Below are 17077 nucleotides of genomic sequence, written 5' to 3'. Positions count from 1 at the left end.
GAAAGCAGGAAAAACAAATCACAAACAACACAAACTTAATAAAGCATTTAACCATATTGCGAATATCCTAATTAATATTATAATAACAAAATTATAAAAAATAAACTACCTGCCTACTTTCCAACTAATTGACCATCAGACAAAACTGATCTATGATTATATTCAAATTGTAACGAAGTGCTTGACAGAAGTATTTAAATAGATGATTCAAGTTTCTAAAATTCACCACCCCAATCATATACACAATTTTCATAGTCTATCTAAGCAATTTGTAAAACAAAAACATGATAAAGAGCCCTAAGTCATACAAAACAGACACAACAAAGGCATCCATAACGTCTAAACAAAATAGCTATAAACCAATTGATTGCAGACATTAAAACATTGAAAAAAGAAAGTAGTTTGCCTTAAACAATGTTCGGCCACCCAAACAAAACGGTTTGATTTTAGGCGTATAAATGGCTAATATCAAACCGTTTTTCATATATCGCTTTTGTCAAATCCATGATCAAACTCAGAGCACTTTCTATTTCGCTACTTGCTTTTTTTATCTTCACTGGCTGTTCTACTGAAAAAGAAGAACCAACAAAAACAGTAGTAATTCAGGGTGAGCTTATCAACTTCGATAACGCCACCAAAACCCTAAGCGCCAGAGGTAGCCTAGCAAGTTTAACAGGCATTCAAAACGTTGAGCTTTCTGTAGATGCTAACAATCGTTTCTCTACTTCTTTTGTATTGGAAGAAGAAGGTTACTTTAGTGTGGGAAGAAATCAACTCTACTTAAGCCCTGGTGACAGCTTGGTGGTGAGTCTTGATTATATGGATCCGAACAAGGCTACTTTCGAAGGTAAAGGAGCAGAAGTAAACCGTTATTTAATGGACGTTCCGTTTCCGAAAAGCGGTTCCTACCTTTCTGGCGGAAGAGAAGTTAAATCTCCTGATGTACAAGACATCGTTAAACTAGCCGACACAGAAAACGCGGTCCGATTAAGCAAACTGGAAAACGTGAAAAATGCTTCCGCGAAGTTTATAGAATTTGAAAAACTTAGACTCGATTTAGATTACATCAACACTTTAGAAAGCTTCCCGATTTACGCCAGTTTTAAAGATTACTTTGAGTTTAGTGATGAAAATTGGATTAAGGCCATGACGCCAGCCAAAGAAATTCTGAATGAAAAAACAGCCAACTTAGACCAGAATAAATACATGGAACACCCCAATTTCAGAGATATGCTAGGGGTATTCGGTAACGAGAAGTTCAGAAATAGTGGCTTTTTTACTGATTTCTCCCTAACACCTGAAATGAAGGAATTCCAAAAAACAGAGTCCTTTCTATACTCTCTCAAAAATGCGGGTTTAGTAGATAGTATTGTAGTTCAATCGAAAACCGTAATGGCCGAATTGAAAAACCCCGACTACCAAAACGCCATTGAATACACCCTGTCTTCTTACAATAGCCTCGACCCCGGACATGCCGCCTATGATTTTGTAATGAACACCGAAAGCGGTGAAAAGCACCCGCTTTCTGAATACAAGGGCAAAGTCATTTATGTCGATTTTTGGGCAACATGGTGCGGCCCTTGTATAGCGGAAGAACCAGCTTATGAACAGCTAAAAGAAGACTACAAAGGAAAAGACATCGAGTTTCTTTCTGTTTCCATTGACACGAACGTTAAGGCCTGGGAAAACTACATTCAGAAGAAAGGCTGGACGGAAAAGACCTATTTAATCAGTCAGGCAGAATTGGCCGATTACAAAATCAACGGCATTCCGCGCTACCTGCTTATTGACGAGAATTTTAATATTGTTACTGCCTTTGCTCCTCGCCCTTCAGAAGAGAAAGTACGCACCATGATAGACGAGCTGCTTTAAAAAACATTCAATCACCACAACCAAAAGGGAACTGCTTAGGTGGCTCCCTTTTTTTATGTCTTGTCGTCACCATCTTCAAAATCATTTTTATATATCGAGAATTATAGATATGTTTGAGCCATGGATTTAAAGCTAGCGACTGAAATAGCAAAATGCCTTTCAAACCCAACGCGGTTACAGATCATGGAATGGTTGAAGGAGCCAGAAACTCACTTCCCCCCACATGAAACATTACAGCATTTTAATGATGGAGTATGCGTAACCTACATTCAAGAAAAGGCAGGTCTCTCTCAGTCTACCATTTCGACTTACCTAACCAATATGGAAAAGTGCTCTTTATTGGTTTTAACACGTCATGGTAAATGGTCATACTTTAAACGCAATGAAGAGACCTTAAAAGAGTTCTCTGAGTTCATATTATAAAAAATTTAAACTTTCAAATCTATATATAGAGATATGTAAATGCTATGAATATCGTGTATGACATATTAGGATGGACCGGGTCCGCACTAATAATTTCTGCTTACGCTTTGACTTTAAAGGAACAAAACCGCTGGTTGAACCTCGGGAAATACCTCAACCTACTGGGCGGCCTTTTAATTGCCATCAACTGTTTCCATTACAACGCAATTCCCCCATTTGTAACTAACTTACTATGGAGTGTGATTGCCACTTTAACTATTTATAGATCAAGAAAGAAAACACTATTGAAAAGTTCAGTTCAAACGAAATTATAAGAGATGAAAATATTAATTATCGGAGGCAATGGTACAATCGGAAAGAAAGTATCGGCCCATTTTAGAGAAAAGAACGAAGTATTTGTTGGCGCAAGAACCAATGGGGATGTACAAATTGACATTGCTGATATTGCATCCATTACATCTGCTTTAGAAGGATTAGGAAAATTAGACGCCATTATCTGCATTGCTGGCGAAGCCAAATGGGCCAACTTCAATGAGCTTTCAGAAGAAGATTATTATATCGGATTAAGAAGCAAATTGATGGGGCAAGTCAACCTTGTCAGAATTGGTCAGAACTATCTAAACCCAGAAGGTTCGATTACACTTTCAACAGGTATTTTAGCCGATGATCCAGTGGTCAAAACTACGAGTGCGGCCATGGTCAATGGCGGAATTCACAGTTTTGTACAAGCGGTTGATCTAGAAATGGAAAATGGCATTAGAGTAAATGTGGTCTCGCTCGGTATGGTAGAAGATGCTTACGACAAGTACAAAGACTATTTCCCTGGCCATAACCCAATTCCGATGAACAAAGCCATCAACGCTTATGTAAGAAGTGTAAATGGTAGAGGTCGTGGCGAAGTGATCAGGGTTTATGAATAGCAGTATTCACCATCTAAAAAACTCCACTAGCAATTCTCTGAATTCTTCTTTTCATTTAAAATACCTATACTCATTCGACCATATATATCGAAAAACACTATGAAAAACCTATTGCAAAAAACCACCTCCTTACTTGTACTCACTGCTGTACTTTTTGCCTGTAAGCCAGAAGTAAAAGTAGCACCCGATAGCTTTACAGTAACTGGAACCATCGAAGGGCTCGACACTGAATACATGTCGAGAAGCTATAAGGATGCCGAGGGAAATAGAGTTTCTGACTCCATTTTTGTGGAGAATGGAAAGTTTACCTACACCGCAAAAATCAGTGAACCGGAATTTATTGTTTTTTGGCCGAATGTAGAAAACACCATCAAAAGAACCGACAGAGGCTATTACCCAGCCAAATCTTCTCAATTTGCTTTTCTAGCAGCTCCCGGAGATTACATCGAGTTTAAAGGAGAGGTAACCGATTTTGTAGACGCCTACCCTACCGGAACTCCAGCTAATGACGATTTGGCGAGCATCAACAGCAAAATTTTTCCGCTATTGAATCAAGCTGTGAACATGCAGTTAGAGCAAAACAAGCTAGAAGACACCGACCCACGTTATCAAGTGCTTACCGATTCGATGAACCTACTGAATGAGAAAGTAGACGAAATGAAAAAAGAGTTTGTGGCCTCTAACCCAAAGTCAGAAGCCGCTGCTTGGTACTTGTCAGATATGATGGTACGCAGTCAGGTATCACAAGATGAAGCCATTAAAATCTTTAAGTCTTTCGACAAAGGCTTGGCAGGATACACTTACTACGAGGCTGTAGCGCAAAGAGTAGAAGGAATTGAATCTACTATGGAAGGAAAAATCATTCCGAATTTCACCAGTAATGCCACACCAAATGGCGAGACTTTTGAGCTTTACAGTTTAAAAGGAAAATATGTATTGGTAGATTTCTGGGGAACATGGTGTGCGCCTTGTATTGCCGAAATGCCAACCGTAAAAGAGTACCAAGAAAAATACAAAGATCAGTTAGTCATCTTGGGCATCAACAGCGGAGACAGCATGGAAAAGATGGTTCAGTTTCTTGATAAATACGACTACGATTGGCAACAAGTACTAGCCCAAAACGAAACTGAAGATCTTGTGCTAAAACTAAATGTAGCGGGCTTCCCTACCAAATTCATTTTAGACCCTGAAGGAAAAATCATTAAACGCTTTGTAGGCAGTACCGAAGAGGCTTTTGATGTGCTAGATGAGATTTTAGAATAGTACTTCATCAGGTAAACAAAAAAAGAAAGGCCATTCTAACAATTAGAATGGCCTTTCTACTATTTCTGACCGATGGACTCATCCATTAAAGAGAATGATCATTAGTTCCATCCCCCACCGAGCGCCTTATAGATATTGACCATGGCGTTCATTTGCTGCATTTTAGTTTCAACCAGTTCAAACTTAGATTCTAAAGCATCGCGCTGTGTCAATAATACTTCCATATAATCTGCCCTTGCCGATTTGAAAAGGTCATTTGAAATACTGATCGACTGTGAAAGCGCATCAACTTCTTTCGCTTTCAAGTCATAGCTCTGTTTTAAATTTTCAATGTTTGAAAGCTGATTGGCTACCTCAACAAAAGCACCTAAAATCGTTTTCTCATAATTGAAAACAGCCTGAATTTGCTTTGCATTAGCATTGTTGTAAGTCGCTTTAATCTCATTCTTATTGATCAAGGGCGCCATAAGATCACCCGCCAATGAGTACAGTAATGACTCAGGGGCTTTAAGCAAAAAGCTTGGATTAAAAGCTTGAAGACCAACACCAGCACTAATCCCTACTGAAGGATAAAACCTAGCTCTGGCCACTTGCACATCTAACTTCGAAGCTTGTAGCTCTAATTCTGCCTGTCTAATATCAGGTCGATTTGCTAGCAACTGAGAAGGAATTCCTGAATGAATTTGCTCTGGAATCAAATCGTTGAAAGTTTTAGAATCACGCTCAACTGATTGAGGGTAACGACCCACCAAAAAGTTAATTCGGTTCTCCGTTTCAATAATTCTCTGCTGAATATCAAACTGTAAACTACGAGTATGGTATACCTCAGCTTCGAATTTACGCACGGCCAGTTCTGTAACTCTAGCGGCTTCTTTCTGTAGCTTTACTATTTTCAACGCATCACTCTGAATTACAATGTTCTGTTTGACAATGTCCAACTGATTATCCAAAGCCAATAACTCATAATATGAATTAGCAATTTCAGCAATAAGATTAGTGACCATGAAGTTCTTCCCATCTACAGAAGAGAGGTAACGTGTTAAAGCTGCTTTTTTGGAATTACGCAGTTTACGCCAAACATCCACCTCCCAAGTAGCATAAGCCACCACCATAAAGTCACCCAAAGGTTCTGGAAATTCTCTACCTGGTTCAATGTCAGTATTCGCCTCTAGTGCACCATTACGAGTATATCGTCCTACTTTATCTACTCCCGTTCCTGCTCTTAAATTCACCGAAGGTAAGTATTCACCTTTCTTCGCACTTACCTCGTTTCTTGCAATCTCAATTTCTTGAAGAGTAATATTCAATTCTTGATTATTGCTTAGGGCAGTATCAATTAATGATACCAAGTAAGGATCGGTAAAGTATTCCCGCCATTGCATATTGGCGGTGTTAGTGGTATCCTGATCGCTGTAATAACGGTCAGGCACATCTGTATTAGCCACTTTTTGTGCTAATTCTGGAGCCGTACAAGCCGAAAAGGCCATTAACAAACCGGCTACGACTATGTATTTATATTTCAATCTATTACGCATTTTTAAATCGTTCTTCGGTTAATGGTCTGTCGTGTTCATCTCTAATCAATTGACGGCCTTCTGCCATTTTCGCAAAAATGAAATAGAGCCCTGGTATTATAATTACCCCGAAAATTGTTCCGAGCATCATACCCCCTAATGCCGAAGCGCCAATTGTTCTGTTTCCAATTGCACCGGCTCCAGTGGCTATTACAAGCGGAATCAAACCAGCCACAAAGGCAAATGATGTCATTAAAATTGGTCGGAAACGCGTTTTTGCTCCCTCAATAGCTGCTTCAAGAATTGTAAACCCTTGCCTATGTTTCTGCACAGCAAACTCTACAATTAATACAGCATTCTTTCCAAGTAAACCTACCAGCATAATCAGTCCAATTTGAGCATAGATGTCGTTATCTAAACCCATCAATTTGAGTAACAGAAACGAGCCAAATACCCCCACTGGAATTGATAGAATAACCGCAAGTGGTAAAAGGAAACTTTCGTATTGAGCTGCCAAAACAAAGTATACAAAGGCCAAAACAATGATAAAAATGTAAATAGCTTGGTTTCCACTACTGGCCTCGTCATATGACAGTCCTTCCCAAGCAATATCATAACCCTTAGGTAAGGTTTCCTTGGCCACCTCATTGATTGCCTGAATAGCATCTGCAGTAGTATATCCTTTTGAAGGTAAGCCCCTGATAGAAGCTGAGTTATACATGTTGTACCGTGTTACCTCATTTGGCCCTTGTTTCTTCTCAATTTTCATAAAAGCTGAATAAGGCACCATTTCTCCATGATCGTTTTTAACAAAGAGTTTTAATACATCTGAAGGAAGTTTTCTGAACTGAGGATCTGACTGAACATACACTTTGAAGAAGCGCCCAAACCTAATAAAACCTTGCTCATAAGTACTACCAATCAGTATGTTGAGGTTTTCCATGGCATCATTAATAGAAACCCCTTTTTGCATTGCCAATTCATTGTCTATCACCAATTCATATTGAGGATAGTTGGCAGCAAAGAATGTAAACAGACCTGTCAACTCTTCACGTTTACCCAAATCCTCAATAAACTGCTTATTGATTTTATCAAATTCTTGGTAATCGGTATTGGTAGTTTTGTCTAACAAACGCATAGAAAAACCACCCGAAGAACCAAAACCAGGTACTGCTGGCGGCTCGAAAAACTCTACCACAGCCCCAAGCCCTTTCGACTTTTCTTCCAGCTCTTCCATGATTTCCTTCACGGATTCTTCTCGATCTCCCCAAGGTTTAAGGTTAATGAGACAGGTTCCTGCATTAGAGCCCCTTCCCTCGGTCATAATTTCATAACCTGCCAATGAAGAAACCGATTCTACCCCGTGAATTTCTTCACAGATTTTCTGAAGTTTTTGAGATATCTGATTGGTTCTTTCCAAGGTGGAACCTGGAGGGGTTTGAATAATTGCATAAATAGTACCTTGGTCTTCGCCCGGAATAAAGCCTGAAGGAAGTACTTTGCTTTCTAAGTATATGCCCGCACAAAACGCTATCAAAATACCGAAAGTCACCACTCTTCTGTTTACAATCCGCCTTAACAAGGACGTATACTTCCCAGTCATTTTCTCAAAGGCATTGTTGAACCCATCTAGGAGCTTGTTCATTACCGTTTTTTTCTTGGGCTTACCATGATTGTTCTTTAAAATCATGGCACAAAGCACAGGCGTAAGCGTAAGCGCCACCACACCAGAAAGTACAATGGCAGAAGCCATGGTAATAGAAAACTGCCGGTAAAAAATACCCACTGGGCCAGTCATAAATGCCAGCGGTACAAAAACGGCTGTCATTACCGCGGTAATGGCTATAATGGCACCACTGATTTCATGCAACACTTCTTGCGTAGCCACATAAGGCGAAAGATTTTTCTCTTCCATTTTGGCATGCACTGCTTCCACCACAACGATGGCATTATCTACCACAATACCAATGGCCAACACCAGCGCAAACAGCGTAATTAGGTTAATGGAAAGACCAAAAAACTGCATTACGAAAAATGCACCAATTAACGAAACAGGAACGGCAAGTGTAGGAATCAAAGTAGATCGCCAGTCGCCTAGAAATAGGAAAACCACCACAGCAACAAGGATAAAGGCTTCTCCTAAAGTGTGCAGCACCTTATCAATTGATGCATCTAAAAATTGAGATACATCATAGCTGATTTTATAGTCCATTCCGGGAGGGAAATTGGCTTTCATTTCCTCCAGTTTAGATTTCACCTCCGCAATTACATCACTGGCATTACTTCCATAATTCTGCTTTAATACAATAGCGGCAGAAGGATGCCCGTCCAAATTAGAGTAGATATCGAAAAACTCACTTCCCAATTCAGATTTGGCTATATCCTTTAGGTGAATGCTTTCCCCTTCAGAATTAGCCCTAATGATGATATTATCATATTCCTCAGGTTTGTTAAACCTACCTTTATAGGTAAGTACATACTCCAACGATTGAGCTGCAATACCAGAGCTTTGGCCAATCCTGCCCGGCCGACCAATAATGCTTTGCTCTGCCAAGGCTTCCATTACTTCTTCCACAGAAATATTATAGGCACGCATTCTATCTGGGTTCAGCCATATACGCATGGCATAAGTTCTACTACCCAAAATCTGCGATCTGGCAACCCCTTTAATCCTGTTAATTTCGGGGATCATCTGAACGTTGGCGTAATTGTAAAGGAACTTCTCATCCATACTTTCATTGTCCGCATACAGGTTGACATACATCAGCATACTTGGCTGAATCGGTGTAATGATTACCCCTTCCCGTTGCACTAATTCTGGCAGCAACGGCATTACTTGGTCTACCCGAGTTTTCACCCGGATAACCGCCAAATTGGGATCTGTACCGGGTTCAAAAACCACGTTTATGGTAGCCTCTCCAGCACTTGTAGCATCTGTGGCCATATAGCGCATATCTTGAACACCATTGATTGAATTTTCTAAAGTGATGAGGGTAGACTTCACCAAAACATCGGCACTAGAGCCAGGGTAAGCAATAAATATACTTACAGTGGTTGGTGCTATTTGGGGAAATTGAGAGATAGGCAGCTGCTTAATGGCCAGCCCTCCTATGAAAAGAATAACGACCGAAATCACAATTGCGAAGACGGGTCTGTGTAATATTTTATTAAACATTTTTTCTGATTTTAAGGAGGTAGATTATTCAGCGTATAAATTCAGATTAGACAACACAGTCAATGGCTGCACAAAGTCATAGCTGATCTCATCGTTTTCCCTAACCAAGCGTAGGCCTTCAAGAAGGATTTTATCGTTTTCTGACAACCCCTCTGAAACCGCAAATACATGGGGCATTTCAGCCGCAATTTTAATTTCTCTAGACCTAACTACATTGTGTTCGTCTATCACGAATACATATCTTTTGTCTAGAATTTCGAATGTAGATTTCTGAGGAATTAGCAATGCGTTTTCCAGTGGCACACTCATTAATACATTACCCGTTCCGCCATGGCGCAATAGGCCATTCGGGTTTGGAAATGTTGCCCTGAAAGCGATGTTTCCGTTTTCATTATTAAAATCCGCTTCTATGGTTTCTACAACTCCGGCCTGATCGAACTGCTTATTATTGGCCATTAAGAGCTTTACGTTAACGGCCTCGACACTTTGTATTTGCGACTTATAATCCAAGTATTCTGCCTCTGGTACATTATAATACACCCACATTTGACTATTGTCAGAAAAGTTTGAAAGCAGTTCACCTTCTTCTAATAAACTTCCTTCACGAACATGAAACCTATCGATGATTCCATCAAACGGAGCTCTAATTTCTGTGAACTGTAAATGAACTTGTGCCAATGACAATTCGGCCTTGGCTTTTTCTAATGTTGCCTGCGCTAAAGCCAATTCATTTGGAGCTACCACATTGCCATCGGCCAACTTTTTAGTGTTTTGATATTCTATTTCTGCAAAATTGACTTCCGCTTGTGCCTTTTGTAATTCGGCTTCGTAGAGCTTAGGCATAATCTTAAATAGCAGTTGGCCTTGCTTTACAGATTGGCCTTCATCAACATAAATTTTCTGCAAGTAGCCTCTTTCTTGAGCGCGCAACTCAATATGGCGAATAGAGCGAATTTGACTTACATAATTTTTGGTTATGGAAGTATCCATTCGAGCAGGACTTGTCACTGAAAACTTGGTTTCAATTTCGTGAACTTCCTTTTTTGTTTCACAGCTTGTGGATAGTAACAATGCACACAAACTTGTAAGCATGAGAATTTTCTTCATCACAATTTTGGGATTTAAAACAATAAGATTTTAAGGGTATTTCTTTTGAGATTAGTGCAAACAAGCACAAAATGATCTCCTGTGACTTTGATAAATCACTTAACAATTAGAATTTTAGACTAAGTTATCAGATAGAAACCTAACCTATTGACAATAAGTATTATATGCGGAAAACCTGATATACAATATACCAGTGGCGAGAAGTTAAATAGGAAAAACGTTGTGTAAAAGTTACTTTTTTAACCCTTCGGCTAGAGAAAAAGCCAAGCAACAGTAAGCACAAAATAGCCGCCATATATGCGCTACCCGCAAGGTGCTTTTTTGAAGAAGTTAGTTCTTCTTCAATCTCAGTTTCAACAACATCAACATTGAAGGTCTTTTCAAAATCTGATAACGGAGCTTCTGAAATAAAAAGCTGATGATCTTGAGCAACTAGAGGTATAACTTCAGTGCTTTCATTCAACAGTTCAGAACACGTTGCAGAATCCTGATTTAGTTGTGCGTATGGATAGCCCCAGACATTCAATACCAGAATGCCTATTGCTAAAAAATACCTGATACGCAGATTTTTCATCAGGCGCCAAAGCTACACTACGTAAATTATAATGCCAAGCATAGATTTGTTAATTATTTATGAGTTGATAAAAATTATAATCCGCTGATTTTGAGGAAGCATCGAGGTTAATCTAAAGTGCCCATTTTCATGAAAAATCAACTCTACGGTTCGAATTTATATCCTTAAGAAAGTTATGGAACTAAGTTTAGACAAAAAATTGAGTTGATTGGGTTTTGAATTTAACCGCAAAAAAGACAGAGAGTCGTAAAGAGGGAATAACCCAACGAATCATCGTTTGCAACTAAAGATACCTGGCACTTTCAAGGCTCCCTCTAACCATCGTTTACAACGAGGATTATCGCTACTGTCAATACTCTTCACCAGAATATCTACTACACTAGTCCGTTATTCGCACACTACTTTTAATCCTGCCCCAGGAACTAAAGATATTCGCCCTTACAGGGCTTATTTGATCTTATATTATACAGGGAACGGGCTACGCCCGTCCCTACAATATGACGCCCTTTCAGGGCTTTCGGTTCAAAATATCTAGTTTATTAAAAGCGATAAAGAGCCAAAGAATACCACCTCTACCAGCCCTGAAAGGGCGTCATATCCAAACGAAGGGTGCAACCCTTCGTGAAAAGCACCTCTCCTATTTAAGCCCTGAAGGGGCGTAATAAGCTATTCTCTGCAATTTTCTCAAAACATTACTTACATTTGATAGTATCATATGACACTATCATGAAGCCGCCTTACGAAATAACCAACCTTATTTTAAAGCTCATCTCCTCCATTTCGGAGAGAATTGGCGAGATCAATGCTTCACATCTAATCAAACCCCAAACCGAGTTAAGAAAAAGGAATAAAATCAAAACCATTCAGTCATCTCTTGAAATTGAGGGGAATACGCTAACGGTTGAACAAATAACAGCCTTACTAGATAACAAAAGGGTAATTGCTCCCGCTAAAGACATTACCGAAGTAAAAAATGCCATTACAGTATACGATAGCATTCAGGCTTACAAGTTTGACTCCATCAGCGACTTCAAAAAAGCACACAAAACATTGATGTATAATTTGATTGATTCGGCAGGCGAGTTTAGAAAAACAGGCGTTGGAGTGGTCAAAGGATCAAAAGTTCAACATTTAGCACCACCAGGCCCAATTGTAAATGGTTTGATGAACGAGCTTTTTAAATACCTTAAGCAAAACGATGACATCCCCCTGATCAAAAGCTGTGTTTTCCACTATGAACTAGAGTTTATACACCCTTTTGTAGATGGGAATGGAAGAATGGGACGCTTATGGCAAACCGTTATTCTAACCCAGCATAACCCCTTGTTTGAGTTCATCCCCGTTGAATCAATCATTAAAGAAAAACAAGATCAATATTATTTATCCTTAAACAGGGCAGATAAATTGGGGCAAGCCACTCCTTTTATTGAGTTTATGCTAAGCGTAATCCATGATGCGCTGGCCATTGTTTTAGACAGTCAACGACCGAGCCTTTCAAACCATGATCGCTTGATGATTTTCAAAGAGAAATTTACGGGGTTAGAGTTTTCGAGAATAGAGTACCTCAAACATTTCAAAGAAATATCTTCGGCAACCGCCAGTAGAGACTTAAAACTTGCTGTCGAAAAAGGCATCCTACTTAAACATGGGGATAAAAGGCTTACCAAGTATAAGTTTAGTTGAGCCACTTCTTCTACTCAAAAAACCGTCATAAGGATTTACCGCAAAGGACACAGAGAATCGCAAAGAAAGAGCGCATAATTCGTAGAAATCAAGCCGACTCAAGGCAAGTAAAGAGGCAGTTATTTGCACTCTCCTTTTTCATCCTGATCCCGATCGCTTAGTGGGAAGAAAAATGTATCCCGCCCTTACAGGGCTTATTTAATTTTGTGCTATACTGGGAACGGGCTGCACCCGTCCCTACAATATCTCGCCCTTACAGGGCTTTCAGTACAAAATATCTAGTTTCTTAAAAGACATAAGAGTAAAGGAATAAGGCTTCCCCCAGCCCTGAAAGGGCGTCATATCCAAACGAAGGGTGCAACCCTTCGTGAAAATCACCTCTACTATTTAAGCCCTGAAGGGGCGGAATAAGTAACGCGCACCACAGCCCAAGAAGTTATACTAAATGAAACTTTCTTTCTATTTTTGATTGGTGCTGAGAAATTGAAAACAACGTTAAAGAGGTTCCTCTTTCTACCCTTAAGAAAATTGTGGAGCTGGGTTTTAGGTGGAGAAATTGAGTTGTCGATAAAACTTTAATTTTAACCACAAAGGACACAGAGATGCGCAAAGCCTCTGAGTAGGCTGATAATAGAATATTTGTAGATCACTGCTTGAATATTTTGGCACTCTTTAGTTTCATTATAAAACCTTGGTGTTAATTTAAATGAACTGAAAAGAAATTACGATTATGGGGATTTTGAACAGCCTATTTAAGAAAAAAAACGAACCCAATTTATCAGAAATAATAACTGAAATTCCTGAAAGTTGGAGTGTACTCACTGGGCACAATAAAGGCAAACCAATGTTAGTGCGGAAGAACCTTGCATGCAACCGAATTGCTGGAAATAAAAATTATCCTACGAGTTGTGGAATTGCATTTAAACTTTTATCCCCAAATGCTGATGGTTTACCTGATATTGAGAACGAACCTGAATTAGATAATCTGGAAGATGATATTTTTGACTTTTTACAATCGGACTTGAATTCAATTGTCCCAATCGTTATAACGACCTCTGGATTTAAAGAGTTTGTTATCTACACAAAAGATTTCGCAGAATTTGAAGTGAGACTAAAAAAACTGAAACTGAAATATCCGAAATATCAACTCACAACCTATAACAAACCTGATCAAAATTGGAATACTTATAAATCGTTTAAATAAAAAAATGTCGCAGGTTCTCCGAACCTGTGACGATTATAATTCAGGACTCTGTCCTGATTTACTCACACCATAAAACAAATAGACTGTCGCGTCACAAACCTTAGCTCTGCTCGGTTAATTTCATGCTTGCGGTATGCAGGCTCACAGTGACGGTGCTGAGCCGTGGCTTATATAGAAGCCATGTCTATTCATAGTCCTTTGGTGCAAATCCCCCACCTACCGCCCCCGAGGGCAGACATCAGTGCAAATATTGGATTTCGGATGTCTCACTCATCAAAGGGAACAATCAATATAAACTACAATTGAGGTAAAAATAATTCACACCATCTCTTGCTTCCTTTTTTATATTAACTACATTTAAGGTAAATAATAAAGCAATGGGTAAACATAACCTTGGTGAATTCGAAGAAATCGTGCTCTTAACCGTGGCCATTTTACATGGTGAGGCCTACGGAGTAGCGATTATCGATGAAATGGAATCGCGCTTAGGCCGCTCGGTGAGCATTGGTGCTTTGCAAACGGTATTAAGAAGATTGGAAGACAAAGGATTTCTGACTTCTGAATTTGGCGAAGCCACCAAAGTGCGGGGCGGAAAAAGAAAGCGTTTTTTCACGGTAACCAGTTTAGGCAAAACCACTCTTCGCGAAGCCAAAGAACAACGCCTAAGCTTATGGAAAGCCATTCCAGAAATAGCACTTAACGATTAATCGTCATGCGGTCACATGACAATATTCAGCCTTCAAAGTTTTGGCTCAGGTTCTTCAGGTGGTTCTGCAGAGCCGAGTACAAAGAAGACATTGAAGGTGATTTATTAGAACGGTTTGAGGCGAATGCCGAAAACCACGGAGTACAAAAGGCAAAAAGGTTATTCAAGAAAGACGTGCTAAAGCTGTTCAGGCCCAGCATAATCCGAAAATTAGAAGGAAATCAAAAACTCAATTATTACGGTATGTTCAAACACAACTTATTAGTCAGCTACAGAAATTTTCTGCGCTACAAAAGCGCATTTCTAATCAATCTAATTGGCCTTTCCAGCGGATTGGCCTGCACCCTACTCATCTACCTTTGGGTAACCGATGAACTCAGCGTAGACAAATTCCACAAGCTCGATGACCAGCTTTATCAAGTCATGCTTCACCATGAAGAGTCGGGCACGCTCAATACGCAAGAAGACACACAAGCCATACTGGCCGAAGCCTTGGAGCAAGAAGTGCCAGAAATAGAAATTGGCTTACAGGCCACCCCCTCCTTTTGGTTCGGTAAAATGCCACTAACGACTTCCGAGAAAACGATTAAAGCTTCGGGCAGATTTGCCGGAAAACGCTATTTCGAGCTTTTTACATTTCCGCTGATTTATGGTTCAGCCACCAGTGCATTAGAAAATAAAGAGTCGATTGCTATTTCTGAAAGTTTGGCTACAAGCCTATTTGGTGACCCAGGAAAAGCAATGGGGCAAAACATAAAATGGCAAGTGCTCGAATTCAGTAGAGAGCTTCAAGTTTCGGGAGTTTTCGAAGATGTTCCCGCCAATTCTACTGAAGAATTCAACTTTGTTTTACCCTTCGATATCTTCGCTGATATACTGGGCGAAGGTAAACATTGGGGCAATTATAATGCGCTTACCTATGTCAAATTGACCAAAGGAACAGATGTTGACCAGCTCAATGAAAAGCTTGCGCCATTTGTGAAAGAGAAAGCGCCTAAATCTAATGTAACTCCGTTCGTTCGCCCCTATTCCGATAAGTACCTGTACTCCAATTATGAAAATGGTGTACAATCGGGTGGTAGAATAGAATATGTAAGACTCTTCTCTATTATTTCAATTTTCATTCTGATGATTGCCTGCATCAACTTTATGAACCTTTCTACGGCCAAAGCCTCACGAAGAACCAAAGAAATTGGCGTAAAGAAAGCCATTGGTGCCAGACGCGAAGCTCTGATTTGGCAGTATTTAGAAGAGGCATTTCTCATGACCTTTATTTCTATTCTGGTAGCCTTGGTATTGGTCGTGCTTATTCTTCCTCAGTTCAATGTGATTACGGGCAAGCAAATCGCTTTTCAATTCAGTTCTAATTTGCTCATTTTGCTTTTCGCCATTCTAGTAATCACTGGATTGATAGCGGGAAGTTACCCTGCGCTTTACTTGTCGGGATTCAAAGTAACTACCATTCTTAAAGGGAAAATTAAGAATTCATTGGGTGAACTTTGGGTCAGAAAAGGCTTGGTTGTTTTTCAGTTTACTTTATCTGTAGTACTTATTGCAGCCGTATTGGTGGTTTCAAAACAAATAGAATTCGTTCAGAACAAAAACATAGGTTACAATAAGGAAAACCTGATTCTCTTTGCCAACGAAGGCAAAGTGACAGAAAACCTAGATGTTTTTTTCGATCAGCTTAAAAACACGCCTGGAGTAATCAATGCGGGTGGCACGCAACATACCATTATTAGTGGCGGAAGTTACACCACCGATGTGCACTGGCCAGAAAAAAATGAGGCAGTGCAAACCCGATTCGGTAATATGACGGTGACTTATGATTTTATAGAAACGCTTGGCGTAGATATTATTGAAGGCAGAAGTTTTTCTAGAGAACTAACCACAGACATTTCTAAACTCATCATAAATCAGGAGGCAGTTAAGGTAATGGGGTTCACCAATCCAATAGGCCAAACCGTAAGACTTTGGGGCAAAGACATGCAGATTATTGGCGTGGTGAAAGACTTCAATTTCAGTTCTTTACATGAGCCAATCACCCCAATGTTCTTCAAATTAGAAGACCAAAGAATGATGAACATTTTGGTTCGGATTGAACCCGGACAAGAACGAAGCACCATTGATAGAATCTCAAAGCTTTACAAAGAATACAATGCTGGCTTCGATTTCAATTACACCTTTTTAGACCAAGATTACGCAATTCAATATGCTGCAGAAGGACGTGTTGCTACACTTTCTAAATATTTTGGAGGAATAGCCATTATCATTTCATGCTTAGGGATTTTTGGATTGGCTGCTTTTACCGCAGAAAGACGCTCTAAAGAAATTGGCGTAAGAAAAGCTTTGGGCGCCAGTAATTCAAACATCGTTAGGTTACTCTCTGTCGATTTTAACCAAATGATTGTATTGGCCATTCTGATTGCGCTTCCTCTAAGCTATTTCTTACTGAAATCATGGCTGGATGAATTCGCCTATCATATTGATCTTGAAATCTGGCATTTCTTATTGGCTGGCCTTGCTGCGCTCGTCATTGCATGGCTTACCGTAGGCTTACAAACCTTTAAGGCCGCCAGGGCAAACCCAGTAAAGAGCCTTAGAAGCGAATAAATCACCTATTCATATAATTAAAA

Annotated in this window: 12 protein-coding genes; 8 read left to right on the top strand and 4 right to left on the bottom strand. The window is 39.7% G+C overall.

Annotated elements, in window-relative coordinates; genetic code table 11:
• Positions 1–504 precede the first annotated feature (504 nt).
• From AAC026_RS18880 to AAC026_RS18865, 4 genes are all read left to right on the top strand, one after another.
• On the top strand, positions 505–1872 hold the full coding sequence (locus AAC026_RS18880) for a TlpA disulfide reductase family protein (protein WP_339701430.1): 1368 nt from the start codon (positions 505–507) through the stop codon (positions 1870–1872).
• 120 nt (positions 1873–1992) lie between these two features.
• Positions 1993–2295, top strand: a complete 303-nt coding sequence (locus AAC026_RS18875; RefSeq protein WP_062592995.1) for a helix-turn-helix domain-containing protein — start codon at positions 1993–1995, stop codon at positions 2293–2295.
• Between the two features lie 317 nt (positions 2296–2612).
• A complete protein-coding gene (locus AAC026_RS18870) occupies positions 2613–3215 on the top strand; it encodes a short chain dehydrogenase (protein ID WP_339701427.1) in 603 nt (200 codons plus the stop codon).
• A 99-nt stretch (positions 3216–3314) separates the two neighbouring features.
• Positions 3315–4478, top strand: a complete 1164-nt coding sequence (locus AAC026_RS18865) for a TlpA disulfide reductase family protein (protein ID WP_339701424.1) — start codon at positions 3315–3317, stop codon at positions 4476–4478.
• 101 nt (positions 4479–4579) lie between these two features.
• Here AAC026_RS18865 and AAC026_RS18860 read toward each other — a convergent pair whose 3' ends face one another.
• The 4 genes from AAC026_RS18860 to AAC026_RS18845 form a co-directional block, all read right to left on the bottom strand.
• A complete protein-coding gene (locus AAC026_RS18860) occupies positions 4580–6013 on the bottom strand; it encodes an efflux transporter outer membrane subunit (protein ID WP_339701421.1) in 1434 nt (477 codons plus the stop codon).
• Positions 6006–9167, bottom strand: coding sequence for an efflux RND transporter permease subunit (locus tag AAC026_RS18855; RefSeq protein WP_339701418.1), 3162 nt, complete (start codon positions 9165–9167; stop codon positions 6006–6008). The genes AAC026_RS18860 and AAC026_RS18855 overlap by 8 nt, the downstream gene beginning before the upstream one ends.
• A 24-nt stretch (positions 9168–9191) precedes the next feature.
• Positions 9192–10274: an efflux RND transporter periplasmic adaptor subunit gene (locus AAC026_RS18850; RefSeq protein WP_339701416.1), complete on the bottom strand. Its 1083-nt coding sequence runs from the start codon at positions 10272–10274 to the stop codon at positions 9192–9194.
• A gap of 160 nt (positions 10275–10434) precedes the next feature.
• On the bottom strand, positions 10435–10848 hold the full coding sequence (locus tag AAC026_RS18845; protein WP_339701413.1) for a hypothetical protein: 414 nt from the start codon (positions 10846–10848) through the stop codon (positions 10435–10437).
• A 726-nt stretch (positions 10849–11574) separates the two neighbouring features.
• Here AAC026_RS18845 and AAC026_RS18840 point away from each other — a divergent pair.
• The 4 genes from AAC026_RS18840 to AAC026_RS18825 all read left to right on the top strand — a co-directional run bounded on the left by AAC026_RS18840 (position 11575) and on the right by AAC026_RS18825 (position 17054).
• Positions 11575–12531, top strand: coding sequence for a Fic family protein (locus AAC026_RS18840; RefSeq protein WP_339701410.1), 957 nt, complete (start codon positions 11575–11577; stop codon positions 12529–12531).
• Positions 12532–13261: 730 nt separating this feature from the next.
• Positions 13262–13735, top strand: a complete 474-nt coding sequence (locus AAC026_RS18835) for a DUF695 domain-containing protein (RefSeq protein WP_339701407.1) — start codon at positions 13262–13264, stop codon at positions 13733–13735.
• A gap of 377 nt (positions 13736–14112) precedes the next feature.
• Positions 14113–14442: a helix-turn-helix transcriptional regulator gene (locus AAC026_RS18830; protein WP_339607969.1), complete on the top strand. Its 330-nt coding sequence runs from the start codon at positions 14113–14115 to the stop codon at positions 14440–14442.
• Between the two features lie 5 nt (positions 14443–14447).
• Positions 14448–17054 (top strand): ABC transporter permease, encoded by a 2607-nt coding sequence (locus AAC026_RS18825; protein WP_339701404.1) that lies wholly within the window; start codon positions 14448–14450, stop codon positions 17052–17054.
• The last annotated feature ends 23 nt before the right edge of the window (positions 17055–17077 follow it).

The organism is uncultured Roseivirga sp. (genome assembly GCF_963973945.1).
Taxonomy (GTDB): domain Bacteria; phylum Bacteroidota; class Bacteroidia; order Cytophagales; family Cyclobacteriaceae; genus Roseivirga.
The sequence above is the reverse complement of the archived record's forward strand: the minus strand, read 5'-3'. Positions and strand labels throughout refer to the sequence as shown.